15 protein-coding genes are annotated in these 15745 nt (G+C 68.9%); 4 read left to right on the top strand and 11 right to left on the bottom strand.

The window, feature by feature from the left end; genetic code table 11:
* On the top strand, positions 1-1504 hold a 1504-nt coding region (locus Q7S93_RS04545), incomplete at its 5' end, for an AAA family ATPase (protein ID WP_304712529.1).
* A 79-nt stretch (positions 1505-1583) separates the two neighbouring features.
* Here Q7S93_RS04545 and Q7S93_RS04540 read toward each other — a convergent pair.
* The 5 genes from Q7S93_RS04540 to Q7S93_RS04520 form a co-directional block, all read right to left on the bottom strand.
* Positions 1584-2021: an HIT domain-containing protein gene (locus Q7S93_RS04540; RefSeq protein WP_304712527.1), complete on the bottom strand. Its 438-nt coding sequence runs from the start codon at positions 2019-2021 to the stop codon at positions 1584-1586.
* Positions 2022-2086: 65 nt separating this feature from the next.
* On the bottom strand, positions 2087-3238 hold the full coding sequence (locus tag Q7S93_RS04535; protein ID WP_304712526.1) for a GNAT family N-acetyltransferase: 1152 nt from the start codon (positions 3236-3238) through the stop codon (positions 2087-2089).
* Positions 3235-3981, bottom strand: a complete 747-nt coding sequence (locus Q7S93_RS04530) for a glycerophosphodiester phosphodiesterase (protein WP_304712524.1) — start codon at positions 3979-3981, stop codon at positions 3235-3237. The genes Q7S93_RS04535 and Q7S93_RS04530 overlap by 4 nt, the downstream gene beginning before the upstream one ends.
* Complete coding sequence (locus Q7S93_RS04525; RefSeq protein ID WP_304712522.1) at positions 3978-4439, bottom strand: RidA family protein; 462 nt, start codon at positions 4437-4439, stop codon at positions 3978-3980. The genes Q7S93_RS04530 and Q7S93_RS04525 overlap by 4 nt, the downstream gene beginning before the upstream one ends.
* A 164-nt stretch (positions 4440-4603) precedes the next feature.
* On the bottom strand, positions 4604-5044 hold the full coding sequence (locus Q7S93_RS04520) for a phasin family protein (protein ID WP_304712519.1): 441 nt from the start codon (positions 5042-5044) through the stop codon (positions 4604-4606).
* 344 nt (positions 5045-5388) lie between these two features.
* On the opposite strand from Q7S93_RS04520, the gene Q7S93_RS04515 reads away from it, so the two are divergent.
* Complete coding sequence (locus tag Q7S93_RS04515) at positions 5389-6654, top strand: D-alanyl-D-alanine carboxypeptidase (protein ID WP_304712518.1); 1266 nt, start codon at positions 5389-5391, stop codon at positions 6652-6654.
* A gap of 70 nt (positions 6655-6724) precedes the next feature.
* Here the strand turns inward: Q7S93_RS04515 and Q7S93_RS04510 are convergent, their stop codons facing one another.
* Together Q7S93_RS04510 and Q7S93_RS04505 are read right to left on the bottom strand one after the other, a co-directional pair.
* Positions 6725-7159, bottom strand: a complete 435-nt coding sequence (locus tag Q7S93_RS04510; protein WP_304712516.1) for a J domain-containing protein — start codon at positions 7157-7159, stop codon at positions 6725-6727.
* Positions 7160-7163: 4 nt separating this feature from the next.
* Positions 7164-7988, bottom strand: a complete 825-nt coding sequence (locus Q7S93_RS04505; protein WP_304712514.1) for a division plane positioning ATPase MipZ — start codon at positions 7986-7988, stop codon at positions 7164-7166.
* A 163-nt stretch (positions 7989-8151) separates the two neighbouring features.
* Between Q7S93_RS04505 and panC the strand changes: the two genes are divergently transcribed.
* On the top strand, positions 8152-9009 hold the full coding sequence (panC, locus tag Q7S93_RS04500) for a pantoate--beta-alanine ligase (protein ID WP_304712512.1): 858 nt from the start codon (positions 8152-8154) through the stop codon (positions 9007-9009).
* 4 nt (positions 9010-9013) lie between these two features.
* On the opposite strand, the gene Q7S93_RS04495 is transcribed toward panC, so the two are convergent.
* The 4 genes from Q7S93_RS04495 to Q7S93_RS04480 are packed head-to-tail and all read right to left on the bottom strand — an operon-like array spanning position 9014 to position 13783.
* Positions 9014-9424, bottom strand: a complete 411-nt coding sequence (locus Q7S93_RS04495) for a DUF1489 family protein (protein ID WP_304712510.1) — start codon at positions 9422-9424, stop codon at positions 9014-9016.
* Between the two features lie 9 nt (positions 9425-9433).
* Complete coding sequence (locus Q7S93_RS04490; protein ID WP_304712508.1) at positions 9434-11323, bottom strand: acetyl/propionyl/methylcrotonyl-CoA carboxylase subunit alpha; 1890 nt, start codon at positions 11321-11323, stop codon at positions 9434-9436.
* Positions 11320-12159: an enoyl-CoA hydratase-related protein gene (locus Q7S93_RS04485; RefSeq protein ID WP_304712506.1), complete on the bottom strand. Its 840-nt coding sequence runs from the start codon at positions 12157-12159 to the stop codon at positions 11320-11322. The genes Q7S93_RS04490 and Q7S93_RS04485 overlap by 4 nt, the downstream gene beginning before the upstream one ends.
* A 16-nt stretch (positions 12160-12175) precedes the next feature.
* Positions 12176-13783, bottom strand: coding sequence for a carboxyl transferase domain-containing protein (locus Q7S93_RS04480; protein WP_304712504.1), 1608 nt, complete (start codon positions 13781-13783; stop codon positions 12176-12178).
* Between the two features lie 46 nt (positions 13784-13829).
* Between Q7S93_RS04480 and Q7S93_RS04475 the strand changes: the two genes are divergently transcribed.
* Complete coding sequence (locus Q7S93_RS04475; protein ID WP_304712502.1) at positions 13830-15599, top strand: patatin-like phospholipase family protein; 1770 nt, start codon at positions 13830-13832, stop codon at positions 15597-15599.
* Positions 15600-15745: the final 146 nt, after the last annotated feature.

The following is a 15745-nucleotide window of genomic DNA, read 5'->3' as shown; positions in this document are numbered from 1 at the left end:
GGTGGTCAAGGAACTCGAGAACCACGCTGACGCGATCCTGTTCATCGACGAGATCCATACGGTCATCGGCGCCGGCGCGACCAGCGGCGGAGCCATGGACGCCTCGAACCTGCTGAAGCCCGCCCTGGCTTCGGGCACCCTGCGGTGCATGGGGTCGACCACCTACAAGGAATTCCGCCAGCACTTCGAGAAGGACCGGGCGCTCGTCCGGCGCTTCCAGAAGATCGACGTGAACGAGCCGACCCTGGACGACACGATCAAGATCCTGAAGGGCCTCAAGACCTATTACGAGGAGTTCCACAAGCTCCGCTACACCAACGACGCCCTGAAGGCCGCGGTCGAGCTGTCGGCCAAGTACATCAATGACCGCAAGCTGCCGGACAAGGCGATCGACCTGATCGACGAGGCCGGCGCCAGCCAGATGCTGCTGCCCGAAAGCCGCCGGAAGAAGACCATCGGGGTCAAGGAGATCGAGGCCGTGGTGGCCAAGATCGCCCGCATTCCGCCCAAGTCGGTCTCCAAGTCCGACACCGAGGCCCTCAAGCAACTGCAGGAGGACCTGAAGCGGGCGGTCTACGGCCAGGACGAGGCGATCGAGCAGCTGTCTGCGGCCATGAAGATGTCCCGGGCGGGCCTGCGCGATCCCAACAAGCCGATCGGCTGCTACCTCTTCTCGGGTCCGACGGGCACCGGCAAGACGGAGACCGCCCGGCAGCTGGCCTCGACCCTGGGGATCGAGCTCCTGCGCTTCGACATGTCGGAGTATATGGAGCGCCACACGGTCAGCCGCCTGATCGGGGCGCCCCCCGGCTATGTGGGCTTCGACCAGGGCGGCCTGCTGACCGACGCCGTCGATCAGCATCCCCACGCCGTGGTCCTGCTGGACGAGATCGAGAAGTCCCACCCGGACGTCTACAACATCCTGCTCCAGGTCATGGACCACGGGGTGCTGACCGACTCCAACGGCAAGAAGATCGACTTCCGCAACGTGGTGCTCATCATGACCACCAACGCCGGTGCGGCCGACGCTCAGCGCAACACCATCGGCTTTGGCCGGGGCAAGGCTGATCACGAGGCCGAAGAGGCGATCAAGCGGGTCTTCACCCCGGAATTCCGCAACCGCCTCGACGCGGTGGTGGCCTTCCGTCCGCTGGATCAGTCGATCATCCGCCAGGTGGTGCAGAAGTTCGTCATGCAGCTGGAAGCTCAGCTGGCCGATCGCCACGTCACCATCGAAACCACCGACGAGGCGGCGGGCTGGCTGGCCGACAACGGCTTCGACGAGCTCTATGGCGCCCGGCCGCTGGCCCGGGTCATCCAGGAGCACATCAAGAAGCCCCTGGCCGACGAGATCCTCTTCGGCCGGCTGGTCAAGGGCGGCCATGTCCGCGTGGTGCTCAAGGACGGCAAGCTGGACTTCGAGATCGAGGGCGACACCCGCGAACCAGGCGCCCCCATGATCGAGGATCCCTCCAGGGACGCCACCGCCGAACTGGCCGACTAGGGCTGGCTCGACCTCCTGAACGTCAAAGCCCCGGCCGTCTGGCCGGGGCTTTTTCGTGCGCGTCGAAGGCGCGGCGAAGTCAGGCGATCTTGGCGGCGATCTGTTCGGCCAGCGCCTTCAGTTCGGCCGGATCGGCCATGCCGCCCGAAGCGTGACGGCCCACGGCCACGCCATCCCAGCGGGGCAGGATGTGGAAGTGGGGATGGAAGACAGTCTGTCCCGCCGCCGCGCCATTGAACTGGGTGATCACCACCCCGTCCGGCGCAAGCGCCGCCCTCACCGCCCGGGCGACCCGCTGGACACCGAGAATCAGCGGCGACAGCACGGCCGGGTCTTCTTCCAGCAGGTTCCGCGCCGTGGAATGCTTGGGGATCACCAGGGTGTGGCCACGGACCTGCGGGAAGACGTCCATGAACGACAGGACGTGCTCGTCCTCGAACACCCGGGCGCAGGGCGCCTCGCCCCGCAGGATCTTGGCGAAGATATTGTTGGCGTCGTAGGTCCCGTCCAGGCTCATGGCCGCGCTCCCTCTGGCGTTGATGGCTCGTGCTTTAGCAAATCGTCGGCGGGCGGGCGACGCTCTCACCCCTGACGGAACGGCGAGTATTCCTCCGACAGCCACTCCATCTCGTCGTCCACCGCCGCCTTCTCCCGGGCGACGAAGTCCTCCACCGGGCCACGCAGGGCGGGATCGGCGATGTAGTGGGCCGAATAGACTGGGGTCGGCAGATAGCCCCTGGCGATCTTGTGCTGCCCTTGAGCCCCGGCCTCGACCCGCGCCAGGCCTGCGCCGATGGCCCACTCGATGGCCTGGTAGTAGCAGAGCTCGAAATGCAGGAAGGGCACGCCCTCGACGCAGCCCCAGTTGCGCCCATACAGGGCGTCCGTCCCGATCAGGTTCAGCGCGCCGGCGATCCAGCGGCCGTTGCGCCGGGCCATGATCAGCAGCACCCGGTCGGCCATCCGCTCCCCCAGCAGGGAGAAGAACAGCCGGTTCAGATAGGGCTGACCCCACTTGCGCGAGCCGGTGTCCATATAGAAGCCATAGAAGGCGTCCCAAGCGTCTTCGGTCAGGTCCGCGCCGGTGAGTTGGACGATCTCCAGCCCCGCCTGGGCGTCCCGCCGCTCCCGCCGGATGGTTTTTCGCCGCCCCGATGAAAGATCGGCCAGGAAGTCGTCAAAGCCGCCATAGCCCTTGTTGAACCAATGGTATTGCTGCCCCTGCCGCTGGGCTAGCCCCTGGTCGCCCAGCCAGGCCCATTCCTTGGCTGTCGGAAAATTGACGTGGACGGAAGAAGCCCCCATCCGCTCGCACAGGGTCAGGGCGCCGCCGAGCAGCAGATCATAGCCCGCCTCCGTCGGCACGTCCGGCCGCACCAGCAGGCGCGCGCCCGTCGCCGGCGTGAACGGCGCGGCTGACAGCAGCTTGGGATAGTACCGGCCGCCGGCCCGCTCATAGGCGTCGGCCCAGGCATGGTCGAAGATGTATTCGCCCTGGCTGTGGGCCTTCAGATAGAGCGGCATGACCGCCCCCACCTGGCCGGCCTCGTCGGCGATGGACAGATGTTGCGGCCCCCAGCCGGCCCGCTCCACCGCGCAGCCGGACTGCTCCAAGATGTCGAGAAAGTCGTAGGAGACGAAGGGGTTGCCACTGGGCGCGGCGCAGGCCTCCCAGTTCGCCTGGCCGATCTCGGCGATACGGCGGTTCACCCTGACCGCCGGCGTCAGGCTCACGCGGCGAAGCCCTCGAAGATCAGGTTGTCGCAGTGATCCTTCACCGCATCCCACTGTTCGGGCTTACGAACCGTCCAGGCCACGACGGGCATGCCCTGCGCCCGATAGGCGTCGGCCTGCGGGCTCGGCAGCATGTCGAGACCAAGGGCCAGGAAGTGGGGACGCGCGATGGAGACCTGCTCAAGCCGGGCATAGGACTGGCGCTGCTCTTCGCTCAGGTGCTTCACGCCGCGATAGCTGAACGAATCGAGGCCCCGCAGGACGCCCGGATAGTGGTCGGCGTACCAGGCGTGGGAATAGGGATTGAAGCCGATGATGCAGAGGGGGCCGGCATGGTCGGCAATGATCTCGTGCACCCGCTGCTCCAGCGGGCCGACCTCGCCCCAGGCGGTCTTGAGTTCAATATGCACCATGGCCCGGTGGCCGATCAGGGCCAGGGTCTCGAGCAGGGTCGGTATGGTTTCATCCGTGCCCTTGAGGGCGAGTTCGCCGAGATCGGCGGCGGTGTGGTCGCTCAGACGGCCCTCGGCGCCCGTCATGCGGATCAGGGTCTCGTCGTGGAAGACCATCGCCTCCCCGTCCGACGACAGGTGGACGTCGAGCTCGATCCCATAACCGGCGGCGCAGGCGGCCTGGAAGGCGCCCAGGGAGTTCTCCGGCGCGCCGTCTGGCGTCCACAGGCCCCGGTGAGCCACCGGCGGGTGGAACAGAAGATCCCAGGCCTCGCCGAAGCGGTCCCTCACGACAGCTCCACCACCGCATCGACCTCGACAGCGAAGTTCATCGGCAGACGATAGACCCCCACCGCCGAGCGGGCGTGTCGGCCGAGGTCGCCAAAGGCGTCGACCATCAGGTCCGAAGCGCCGTTCACCACCTGGGGAATGTCGAAGAAGTCGGGGCCGGCCTGGACGAAGCCCCCCAGCTTGACCACCCGGACCACGCGGCCCAGATCGCCGCCGCAGGCCGCCTTCATCTGGGCGATCAGGTTGATGGCGCACAGCCGGGCGGCCAGTCGCGCCGTCTCCAGATCGACGTCCTGGCCGACGACTCCGGTGACGCCGCCCTGCGCGTCCCGGGACACCTGGCCGGAAATGTGGAGCAAGGCGCCGGCCCGGACAAAGGGCACATAGTTGGCGACCGGGGTGGAGGGCTCGGGCAGGCGGACACCCAGCGCGGCCAGACGTTCTTCGACAGTGGACATGCCCTAGTCTCTAGAGCGCGTTCCGATAAGTGGGAACCGGTTATCGGATCAAAACGCGCTCAAGTCTCCGAGTCCAGAGCGCCCACGCCTCCATGAGAAAAGCCCGGTCCGTCGCCGGACCGGGCTCTTGTCTCATGGTTTGGGCGCCGGGGCGCCCGATCGTCTTAGCGGGCGGCTTGCAGACGCTCGACGGTCGCGGTGACGCGCTCGTTCAGCGGCTTCATGGAGTCCTTCATCGAGGCGGTGAACAGCTCCGACATGCGGGTCATTTCGGCCATGTAGGTTTCCATGGCGGTCTTGGCGAAGGCGGTCTGGAGCTCGACGGCTTCCTGCAGGCTCTTGGCCTGGCTGAGCGACTTGGCGGCGACCATCTGGTCTTCCACCGACTTCTTGGAATAGGCCATGGCCTGGGCGCCGACGGCTTCAGCGCCCTTGGCGGCGGCCGTGGCGGAGGCGACCATCGCCTCCAGATTCTTCTTCGAATAGGTGTTGGTTTCGGCCAGCGCCGTCAGGGACTTTTCGATAGCGTCCTTGAAGGCGGTGTTGCCGGCCAGGGTGAACTGCTCGGCGGTGGACTTGGCGTTGGTTTCAGCGGCGGCGGCCATGGCTGATCTCCTTGACGGGCGACAGGGGGCGGTCTGGCGAACGGACGCGGCGGACCGCGAGAAACTGACGAAACACACTTAACGCACCGCAATATTCCATGTTGCATCGCAACAGTCAATAAGCTGTTTGTGCGCCGCACAATTTCTGACGCTCTCGTAGAAAACGGCTCAAACGCCATCTGCGTGAAGCTTCACCACTCGCCCATCAGGCGGGCGGTGCGGCATTTTGGAATGCTCAACAGGTGTTTACCCTCGCGCAAGGGGCGATGTGCCATGTTAGCCTCCTGTCCTCGGCGTGCGCCTCGGGGGGTGCGCCGGAAAACCCAGACACGACGGACGAAGCGATGTTCAAACGCGCCCGCCGCCCGATTCTCGCCGGCCTTTTCGCGATCGCCGCGGCCTGCGGCCTGGCGGCCGCCCCGGCCGCCCAGGCGCAGATCCCCTATCTGCAGTTGCCGGCCCAGCAACCAAAGTACGCCTCCATCGTGGTGGACGCCGCCAGCGGCGAGGTGCTGTACGCCAAGCGGGCTGACAGCGACCGCTATCCGGCCTCCATCACCAAGGTGATGACGATCTATCTCCTGTTCGAGGAACTGGCCGCCGGCCGCCTCACCCTGGACGATCGAATCCCCTTCTCCACCCGCGCCGCGGCGGCCCCGCCCACCAAGCTGTTCGTGAAGGCCGGTGATTCGATCACGGTGGACGAAGCCCTCCACGCCCTGGCGATCCGCTCGGCCAATGACGTGGCCGTGGCCGTGGCCGAGAAGCTGGGCGGCAGCGAGGCGCGCTTCGCCGCCCTGATGACCCTGCGGGCCCGCGAGCTCGGCATGGACTCCACGACCTTCGTCAACGCTTCGGGCCTGCCCGACAGCCGCCAGATCTCCACCGCCCGAGACCTGGCCGTCCTGTCCCGCGCCGTCATGCGCGACTTCCCGCAATATTATGGCCTGTTCAGCACCGGCCAGTTCACCTTCCGGGGCACGGTGATCCGCGGCCACAACAGCCTGCTGCGCCGGGAGCTGGGGGTCGATGGCCTGAAGACCGGCTACACCAACGCCTCGGGCTACAACATCGCCATCTCCGGCGTCCGCCAGGGCCGGCGGCTGATCGTGGTCGTGCTGGGGGGCGCCTCGACCGCGGCCCGCGACAACCACGCCGAGGACCTGCTGCTCACCGGCTTTGACGTGGCCAACCGCCGCGACCGTGGCGAGCGGATCACCGTGGCCCAGAACCTGTTCGAGCCCGATCCCAGCGGCCAGATCATGCGGCCCTCCCGCGAGCAGGGGGACGGCGAACAGGACGGTCTGAAGATCGTGCTGGCTTCGGCCCCGCCGCCTCCGGCCGCCACGCGGTCTGAGGGATCAGCCTCGGCCGGCCAGTGGCAGGTGCAGGTGGGCGCCTTCCGCTCGCGGGCCCTGGCGCAGGAACAGCTCCAGATGACCCGCCGCCGCTTCGCCAGCGCCTTCACCGGCGCCGACACCATGGTCACCGATCCCAGCTCAGGCTTCTATCGCGCCCGGTTCACGGGCATGACCGAGGCCAAGGCCCGCGACGCCTGCGAAACCCTCAAGGCCCGCAACCAGGCCTGCATGGTGATCGATCCCGCCTGAGCGCGTTCCGTAAAAGTGGAATCCGGTTTTACGGCTGAAACGCGCTCAAACCTTAAAACCTAGAGCCCGCTCAGCGACGGGTCAGCCGATCGCGGGCGGCGTTGAGCTGGGCCGCCAGGCCCGCAGATCCTCCGGCGTCCGGATGGGCGCGGCGCATCAGGCGGGTATAGGCCGCCTGGATCTCGTCCGGGGTCGCCCCGTCGCCAACCCCCAGGATCGACCGGGCGTCCTGTTCGCTCATGGCGCTGGTCCGGGTCCGGGGCGCGGCCCCGCCGCCTGCGCCCTGCCCTCTGGCGCTCATGGCCAGCCATAAGCCCAGCACGATGAGGACGGGCGCAAAGGCCCAGCCCCCGCGCACGGCCAGGAAGGCGGCGCCGGCGAAGGCTGCGATCGCGGCGACGCCGGACATGACGCGCAGGCCCGGACGCTGAAACACCGGCCGGCCCCGCCGTCCCAGCCAGACGAAGACGGCCAGGGCCGCAGCGCCGAGGGCCAGATAGAGCATGACCCTATTCGGCCGCCATCAGGGTCTGCCCCGTCACCTCGCCCAGCCCCAGGGCGCCGATCAGGGCGCGCAGCTCCTGGCGGGCGGCCACATGCTGCAGGGAGACGGAGACCGGCCGGATGGCCGGCGACAGGTCGGCGATGGTCAGGCCGAAGGGATAGAGCTCGCGATAGATCACCCGGTCGCGCAGGCCAGGACCCACGCGGAAGCCAACCCGGCGTGACAGGGCCTTCACCCGCTCATCCAGGCGCCGGCGGTTGCGGGCCTCGGTGGGCGCCAGGCGGTTGCGCAGCACCACCCAGTCGATGGAGCGACCGTCGGCCACGGCTCGGGCCTTGCGGCTATCCCACACGGTGACCGAATAGAGGCCGGGCCGCTTCAGATCCAGGGAGACCGGATCAACCACCCCCAGCATGTCGAAGTCGACGAAGCTGTCGTTCATCGGCGTGACGATCAGGTCGGCCAGGCCATGGGCCGCCCGGGAGATGGCCGTGTCCCCGCCCGGGGTGTCGATCAGCACGAAGTCGGCCGCCGCATTGGCGGCCTCGAAGGCCTCCTGGAAGGCGGCCAGGGCCTCGCCGTCGGTGGCCAGGGCCAGGTCGGGACTGAGGGGGAATTCCAGGGGCAGCGGGGCCTCGACCTCATTGGCCGCCAGCCAGGCCCGGCGGCTGGCGAAGAAGTGGCCCATGGATTGCTGGCGCAGGTCCAGGTCCAGCACCGCCACCTTGGCGCCGCCATACATCAGGGCCACGGCCAGATGCAGGGCGATGGTGGACTTGCCAGCGCCGCCCTTCTCGTTTCCGACGACGATCACACGGGGTTGGGACATGCGTCCTGCTCCATCGATTCGGCCAAGGGGACCAATAGGTTAACGAGAGGCTTATGCTGGCCCCAAGGTCAACTTGGCAGGGCCCAACCCCTGTGGACGGATGGACGCACCCCCGCCCGTCGGCCATAAGCCCGACACCTCTTTTCAAGCCGTCCGAGGCCTCATGTCCGCCGATTTCCTGCCCGTCGTCCGCACTGTGGCCCAACTGCGCGCCCAGGTCCGCGCCTGGCGGGCGGCCGGCGAGACCGTAGGGATGACGCCCACCATGGGCGCCTTGCACGAGGGCCACCTCTCTCTCGTGCGACTGGCCAAGGCCCGCGCCCGGCGGGTGGTCGCCAGCATCTTCGTCAATCCGACCCAGTTCGGCCCGAACGAGGACTTCGACCGCTATCCCCGCAACGAGGCCGGCGACGCCGAGCTGCTGGCCAGCGCCGGCTGCGACCTGCTCTATGCGCCCGATGTGAGCCAGATCTATCCGCCGGGTTTCGCCACCCGGATCACAGTTTCGGGCGTCTCCGAGCCCCTCGATGGGGCGGCGCGGCCCGGCCATTTCGACGGGGTGGCGACCGTGGTCGCCAAGCTGCTCAACCAGGCCCAGCCCGACCTGGCCGTGTTCGGCGAGAAGGACTACCAGCAGCTCCAGCTGATCCGTCGGCTGGTCCTCGACCTGGACCTGCCGGTCGAGGTCATCGGCGCGCCCACGGCCCGGGCGCAGGACGGCCTGGCCCTGTCCTCTCGCAACGCCTACCTGACGCCCGATCAGCGGATCATCGCCGGGCGGCTCAATGTCGTGCTGGCCGACGCCGCAGCCCGGCTGAAGGCTGGCGACACGGTCGAGAAGGTGGAGGCCACCGGCCGCGCCGCCCTGGAGCGTCAGGGGTTCGACCAGATCGACTATTTCGAGGTGCGCCACGCCCAGGACCTGTCGCACCCCGGCCCCGGGGTTCTGAGCGTGCCCGGCCGTGTTCTGGCCGCGGCCTTCCTGGGCAAGACCCGCCTCATTGACAATATGGCGGTCTGATCGCTTACCAGAGGCCGGCCTCGCGCAGCTGGCGGGCCAGCTCCGGCGGCACCTCGTGGCCGCCTTCGCCCTCCAGGTCCGGCGGCGCGTCCTTGGCCTCCAGATAGCGCCAGCCCTGGAAGGCGCGCCTGGGCGTCGGCGCCACTAGGACCAGGGCCTCGTCCAGCAGCATCTCGCAGCGGGCGTGCTGCCCCTCGCCCACCGTGGCGATCTCCAGGATGCGCTGCCGCGACAGGATCGCGCCCTTGTAGACGCGGTAGAGCGAGCCGCCGTCGGTCAGCTCCGCCGCCCGCTTGGGGGTCTGGCGGGTGCGAAGTATCCAGGGCTGGCCCGCCTTGGCCTGGGGTTCGCGCCAGTCCAGGAGGTCTTCAACGGTGTCGCAGCCGACAACGAGCTTGATCAGATGCAGGGTCATGGGCGCGGTCTAGGCAGCCTGGGCCAGCCGCGCCAGCACCGCGCCCTCGCTCACCTGATCGCCGACGGCGACGACGAGCGACTCCACCGTCCCGTCAAAGGCCGCGGACAGGGCGTGTTCCATCTTCATGGCTTCCAGGGTGACCAGGGTCTGGCCGCGGGTCACGGCGTCGCCGACCTTCACGGCCACGGCGACCACCTTGCCCGGCATGGGGGCGATCACCACGCCGTCGCCGGCCGGACCCTCGCCCGCCGCGGCCAGGGGCGGCGTTCCGGAAAAGGCGTAGGCCTCGCCCGCCTCGAACACCACGATGGCGCCGGCGGCGTCGATCAGCACATCAGCCGACAGCGGGCCGTCATCAAGCGGCGCCTCGACCGCCCCGCCGTCCCGATAAAGGCGCAGCCGGCCCTGCCGCGGGGCGTTCAGCCGGAAGCCCGTCAGCGCCCCCCAGGGACCCTCGGGCTCGGCAGCCGCGACCGGCGCCTGCGACAGCAGGCCCTGGGCGGCGGCGGCCAGGACGCGGTCGCTGGGCGCGGCCCCCTGTGTGAGCCTGTCCTGTCGCGCACCGATGAAGCCGGTATCCACGTCGCCGGCCAGGAACTCTGGCTCGACCAGACAGCGGGCGAGAAAGCCGGCATTGGTCCTCACGGGCCACACCTGCACCTCGCCACAGGCCTGGGCCAGGCGCCGGGCGGCCGCCTGCCGCGTGGGACCATGGGCGATCAGCTTGGCGATCATCGGATCATAGTGCGGGCTGACCGTCCCGCCCGCCTCGACGCCCGTATCCACCCGCACTGCGTCTGGCAGCACGAAGTGCTCCAGGTCGCCGATGGAGGGCAGAAAGCCCGCGGCCGGGTTCTCGGCATAGAGCCTGGCCTCCATGGCCCAGCCGTCGAGGACGATCTGGTCCTGGCGCAGCGGCAGCGGCTCGCCGGCCGCCACCCGCAGCTGCCATTCCACCAGGTCCTGGCCGGTGACGGCCTCAGTGACCGGGTGCTCCACCTGCAGGCGGGTGTTCATCTCCATGAACCAGATGCGGTCGGCGCGCAGACCTTGGCTGGCGTCGGCGATGAACTCCACCGTGCCGGCGCCCACATAGTCCACGGCCTGGGCGGCGCGGACGGCGGCGGCGCAGACGGCCTGGCGCACCTCCGGGCTCATGCCCGGGGCCGGCGCCTCCTCGATCACCTTCTGGTGGCGGCGCTGCAAGGAGCAGTCGCGTTCGAACAGGTGGACGACCTGGCCGTGGCTGTCGCCGAACACCTGCACCTCGATGTGGCGGGGCCGGGCGACATAGGTCTCCAGCAGGACACGGTCGTCGCCGAAGGCGCCGGCCGCTTCCCGCCTGGCTGCGCCAAGGGCTTCAGCGAAATCCGCCGCGCCCTCGACCTTCCGCATGCCCTTGCCCCCGCCCCCGGCCACGGCCTTGATCAGGACGGGATAGCCGATGGCCTCGGCCTGCGCGGCCAGATGGCCTGGATCCTGGTTCTCGCCATGATAGCCCGGCGTCACCGGCACGCCGGCCTGGATCATCAGGGCCTTGGCCGCATCCTTCAGCCCCATGGCGCGGATGGCCGCAGGCGGCGGACCCACCCAGGTGAGGCCGGCCGCCATCACCGCCTCGGCGAAGCCGGCGTTCTCCGACAGGAAGCCATAGCCGGGATGGATGGCGTCGGCGCCGCTGGCCCGGGCGGCCGCCAGCACCTTGTCGATCGCCAGATAACTCTCCTGGGCGGCCGCCGGCCCCAGGCGCAGGGCCTGATCGGCTTCACGCACATGGGGCGACTGGGCGTCGGCGTCGGAATAGACCGCCACGGTGGCCATGCCCATCCGGTGGGCGGTGCGGAAGATGCGCCTTGCGATCTCCCCGCGATTGGCGACCAGAAGGGTGTTGATCATTCGGACCAGCGGGGCTTGCGCTTCTCCAGGAAGGCGATGACGCCCTCCTGCCCCTCCTCGCTCACCCGCACCCGGGCGATGACCCTGGCGGTGTCTTCCATCAGACCGTGGTCGATCTCCTGATAGGCCACGTGCGCGACGATCTTCTTGGACTCGATGACCGCCATGGGACCGCAGGCCATCATCTCTGTGGACAGGCTGGCCATGGCCGCCTCGAGGGCGGCGTCATCGGCGACCACCTCGGTGATCAGGCCGATCTTCTCGGCATGGGCGGCGTCGAAGGTGCGGCCCGTGGCGAACAGGCCCCGGGCGGTGCGGGGGCCGACGGCGGCGACCACATAGGGGCTGATGGTGGCGGCCACGAGGCCCAGCTTGACCTCGGCGAAGCTGAACCGGGCGTCAGCGGTGGCGATGGCCATGTCGCAGGCCGCGGCCAGGCCCGCCCCGCCGCCATAGGCGCCGCCCTGCACCAGGGCGATCGTTAGGGCCGGGATGTCCCATAGCAGCTTGAGCATCATGGCCATGGCCATGGCGTCTTCGCGGTTGTCGTCCTCGGTGTGACCGGCGGCGGCCCGCATCCAGTCGAGGTCGGCGCCGGCGCTGAAGGTCCCGCCGGCCCCGCGCAGGAAGACCAGGCGCACATGCTCAGCCCCGTGCAGGGTCTCGAAGGTCTCCGACAGGGCGGCGATCAGGTCGGCGTCGAAGGCGTTGCGCCGCTCCGGCCGGTTGATGGTGACGATGGCCACGCCTTCGACGGTGGCCTCCAGGCGCACCAGGGGCGAGGTGGCGTCGGTGTCGAGGCCTTCGACCAGGGGATCGACGATGGGATTGCTCATGGTCTTTAAGGCTTCCTCACATTCGGAAGACGCCAAACCGCGTCTCCGGCACGGGCGCATTGAGCGCCGCAGAAATGGACAGGCCCAGCACGTCACGGGTCTGGGCCGGATCGATGATCCCGTCGTCCCAGAGGCGCGCGGTGGCGAAATAGGGATCGCCCTCGGCCTCGTATCGTTCCTTGACCGGGGCCTTGAAGGCCGCCTCGTCATCATCGGTCCAGGTCTCGCCGCGGGCCTCCAGCCCATCCCGGCGGATGGTGGCCAGCACGCTGGCGGCCTGTTCCCCACCCATGACGCTGATCCGGCTGTTGGGCCAGGTCCACAGGAAGCGGGGGCTATAGGCCCGGCCGCACATCCCGTAATTGCCGGCCCCGAAGGAGCCGCCGATCAGGACGGTGAACTTGGGGACCTCGGCGCAGGCCACGGCGGTCACCAGCTTGGCCCCGTCCTTGGCGATGCCGCCGGCCTCGTAGCGGCCGCCGACCATGAATCCGGAGATGTTCTGCAGGAAGACCAGCGGGATCTTCCGTTTGCAGGCCAGCTCGATGAAGTGGGCCCCCTTCAGCGCGCTCTCGGAGAACAGCACGCCGTTATTGGCCAGGATGGCGACGGGATAGCCCCAGATGCGCGCAAAGCCGCAGACCAGGGTCGTGCCATAGAGCGCCTTGAACTCGTCGAAGTCCGAGCCGTCGACGATGCGCGCGATCACCTCGCGCACATCATAGGGCGCGCGCACGTCGCCGGGGATGAGGCCGTAGAGTTCCTCTGGATCGAAGGCCGGCGGTCGCGGCTCGGCCAGGGCCATCTCGTGGGTCTTGGTGGTGTTCAGGTGGGCGACGATGGACCGCACGATGCTCAGCGCGTGCTCGTCGTCATGGGCCACATGATCGACCACGCCGGAGCGTCGCCCGTGGGTGTCGGCGCCGCCAAGCTCCTCGGCGCTGATCACCTCGCCGGTGGCGGCCTTCACCAGGGGCGGGCCGCCCAGGAAGATGGTGCCCTGGTCGCGGACGATCACCGTTTCGTCGGACATGGCCGGCACATAGGCCCCGCCGGCGGTGCAGGAGCCCATGACGCAGGCGATCTGGGCGATGCCCGCCGCGCTCATCTGGGCCTGGTTGAAGAAGATGCGGCCGAAATGGTCGCGATCGGGAAACACCTCGGCCTGGTGCGGCAGGTTGGCCCCGCCGGAATCCACCAGATAGATGCAGGGCAGACGGTTCTGCTGGGCGATCTCCTGGGCCCGCAGGTGCTTCTTCACCGTCATGGGGAAGTAGGCGCCGCCCTTCACCGTGGCGTCGTTGGCGACGATCATCACCTCGCGGCCCGAGACCCGCCCGACCCCGGTGATCAGGCCCGCGCCCGGCGCCTCGTCGTCATAGAGTCCATGGGCGGCCAGGGCGCCGATTTCGAGGAACGGCGCGCCCGGATCGAGCAGCCGCATGACCCGGTCCCGCGGCAGCAGCTTGCCCCGCGATTCGTGCCGGACGCGGGACGCCTCGGGGCCGCCGAGCGCCGCCTGCTTCGTATGGGCGCGAAGCTGGTCGACCAGGCCCCGATTCAGCGCCGACTGGGTCTGAAATGCCTCGGAAGCGGGATCGATGGAGGATGTTAGCCTCGTCATATGCATGGCATAGCCGGGGCGCGGCTTGCGCGCTAGGGTCCGGGTCGTGGCCCGACTGCCAGACCTTCCCATCGACACGGCCTTGGCCCAGCTGTTCTTCGCCGAACAGGTGGAGGGTGAGGCCACGTGGTTCTCCCTGCCCGGCGGCGGCGTGCTGTTCGAGGCCGGCGAAGAGGCCGACCAGCTCTATTTCCTGCGCGCCGGCCGCCTGGGCGTCTTCCGGCATGAAGAGGGGCAGGGACCGGAATTCCTGGGCGTGATCCGGCCCGGAGAACCGGCCGGCGAGATGTCGCTGCTGGCCGGCACCGTGCACTCGGCCCGGGTGGTGGCCCTGCGGGACTCCGAGATTTTCGCCCTGCCCCGCGACCTGTTCATGGACGCCGCTGAAGAAGACCCCGGCGTCATGCTGGAGCTGGCCCAGCTTGTGGTGCGCCGGACCCGCCGGACCAAGGGGCGCCAGACCGGGTCAGAGCCCTCGGTCTATGGCTTCGTCACCGTCGGCGAGGCGGTTCCCGTGCGTCCGCTGGTTGATCGCATCGCCCGCCACATCATGCGCCAGGGCTACAGCGTCACCGTGGTCGGCGCCGAAGCCGCCACCGCGCCCACCGAATGGTATTCCGAGGTCGAGCGCACCCACGACTTCGTCCTCTATGCCGCCGAAGGCGAAGACCTGGGCTGGCGCGCCGTGGTCGCCCGCCAGGTGGACCGGCTGTTCCGCATCGGCAAGGCGTCGTCGCGGCCGCCGCAGAACATCATCCTGCATCCGGCCCAGCCGCTGCAGGCCCATCAGCTGGTGGACCTGATCCTCATGCATCCCCGGGGCGGCGGCGCGCCGCGCACCTCCGAGGGCTGGCTCACCGCGGCCCATCCGGCCCGCCTCTTCCACATGCGCCGCGATGACGAGGACGACGCCGCCCGGATGGCGCGGGTGCTGACGGGCCAGTCCATCGGCCTGGTGCTGTCGGGCGGCGGCGCCCGCGCCTATGCCCATGTGGGCGCGATCCGCGCCCTGCGGGAGCGCGGCGTGCCCATCGACTTCATCGGCGGATCGTCCATGGGCGCCATCGTGGCGGCGGGCCTTGGCATGGGCTGGTCCGACGCCGAAGCCGATCGCCGGATCCGAGAGGCCTTCGTCGCCTCAAGTCCGCTGGACGACATCGCCTTTCCCCTGATCGCCATGACCCGCGGCGACAAGGTGCGCGACCGGCTGTACGAGCATTTCGGGGACACGCGGATCTCGGACCTCTGGCTGCCCTTCTTCGCCGTCTCGTCGAACCTCACCACCGGGGCCTATCAGGTCCATCGCAGCGGCCGGCTGGTGGACGCCCTGCGGGCCACCATCGCCCTGCCCGGCGTGATGCCGCCGGCCACCCAAGGCGACGAGGTGCTGGTGGATGGGGCGGTGCTGAACAACTTCCCCGCCGATGTCATGAGCGCCATGCACCTGGGCCCCGTTGTCGGGATCGATGTCACCCGCGGCCGCAGCATCACGGCCAAGGACGTGGCGCGGCCGGAATCGGTGTGGCGCTGGATCCTGTCCGGCGCCTGGCGGCAGGGTCCGCCCATCGTCTCCCTGCTGATGCGGGCGGCCACCGTGCCCACCGGGCGCGATCTGCGGGCGGCCCGCGAGAGCGTCGATCTCCTGATCACGCCGGACATGACCGGGGTCGAGATCCGCAACTGGGAGGCCTACGACCCGGCGGTGGCCGCCGGCTATACGGCCATGATCGCGGCCCTGGACAGGTTGGAGACACCGGTGACCGAACTGCGCAGGCGCCCCGCCCTCAGCGAGGCGACCGGTTCACGCTGGCGGTGATTGCAGGGCGCAAAAAACCGCAAAACTGGGCGACTTGTCGCATCACGCCGTCGTGGGTTTGCGACTCTCGAAAAGTCATCCCATATTGCTGATGGTGTTCAACAACTGAAAGGAGGTGATCCAGTGTCTCATTGTCATTCGTCGCA

Origin of the sequence: Phenylobacterium sp. (genome assembly GCF_030646615.1) — a bacterium.
In the GTDB taxonomy this organism is placed as follows: domain Bacteria; phylum Pseudomonadota; class Alphaproteobacteria; order Caulobacterales; family Caulobacteraceae; genus Phenylobacterium.
This window is presented reverse-complemented; position numbering and strand designations above follow the sequence as displayed.

What these genes read in the sequence shown, in the direction of transcription:
- Q7S93_RS04525 (WP_304712522.1), bottom strand. Translation starts at nt 4,439, where the DNA reads ATGTCCACTGTCGAAGAACGTCTGGCCGCGCTGGGTGTCCGCCTGCCC.
- Q7S93_RS04520 (WP_304712519.1), bottom strand. Translation starts at nt 5,044, where the DNA reads ATGGCCGCCGCCGCTGAAACCAACGCCAAGTCCACCGCCGAGCAGTTC.
- Q7S93_RS04480 (WP_304712504.1), bottom strand. Translation starts at nt 13,783, where the DNA reads ATGACGAGGCTAACATCCTCCATCGATCCCGCTTCCGAGGCATTTCAG.
- Q7S93_RS04540 (WP_304712527.1), bottom strand. Translation starts at nt 2,021, where the DNA reads ATGAGCCTGGACGGGACCTACGACGCCAACAATATCTTCGCCAAGATC.
- panC (WP_304712512.1), top strand. Translation starts at nt 8,152, where the DNA reads ATGTCCGCCGATTTCCTGCCCGTCGTCCGCACTGTGGCCCAACTGCGC.
- Q7S93_RS04485 (WP_304712506.1), bottom strand. Translation starts at nt 12,159, where the DNA reads ATGAGCAATCCCATCGTCGATCCCCTGGTCGAAGGCCTCGACACCGAC.
- Q7S93_RS04515 (WP_304712518.1), top strand. Translation starts at nt 5,389, where the DNA reads ATGTTCAAACGCGCCCGCCGCCCGATTCTCGCCGGCCTTTTCGCGATC.
- Q7S93_RS04505 (WP_304712514.1), bottom strand. Translation starts at nt 7,988, where the DNA reads ATGTCCCAACCCCGTGTGATCGTCGTCGGAAACGAGAAGGGCGGCGCT.
- Q7S93_RS04510 (WP_304712516.1), bottom strand. Translation starts at nt 7,159, where the DNA reads ATGCTCTATCTGGCCCTCGGCGCTGCGGCCCTGGCCGTCTTCGTCTGG.
- Q7S93_RS04490 (WP_304712508.1), bottom strand. Translation starts at nt 11,323, where the DNA reads ATGATCAACACCCTTCTGGTCGCCAATCGCGGGGAGATCGCAAGGCGC.
- Q7S93_RS04495 (WP_304712510.1), bottom strand. Translation starts at nt 9,424, where the DNA reads ATGACCCTGCATCTGATCAAGCTCGTTGTCGGCTGCGACACCGTTGAA.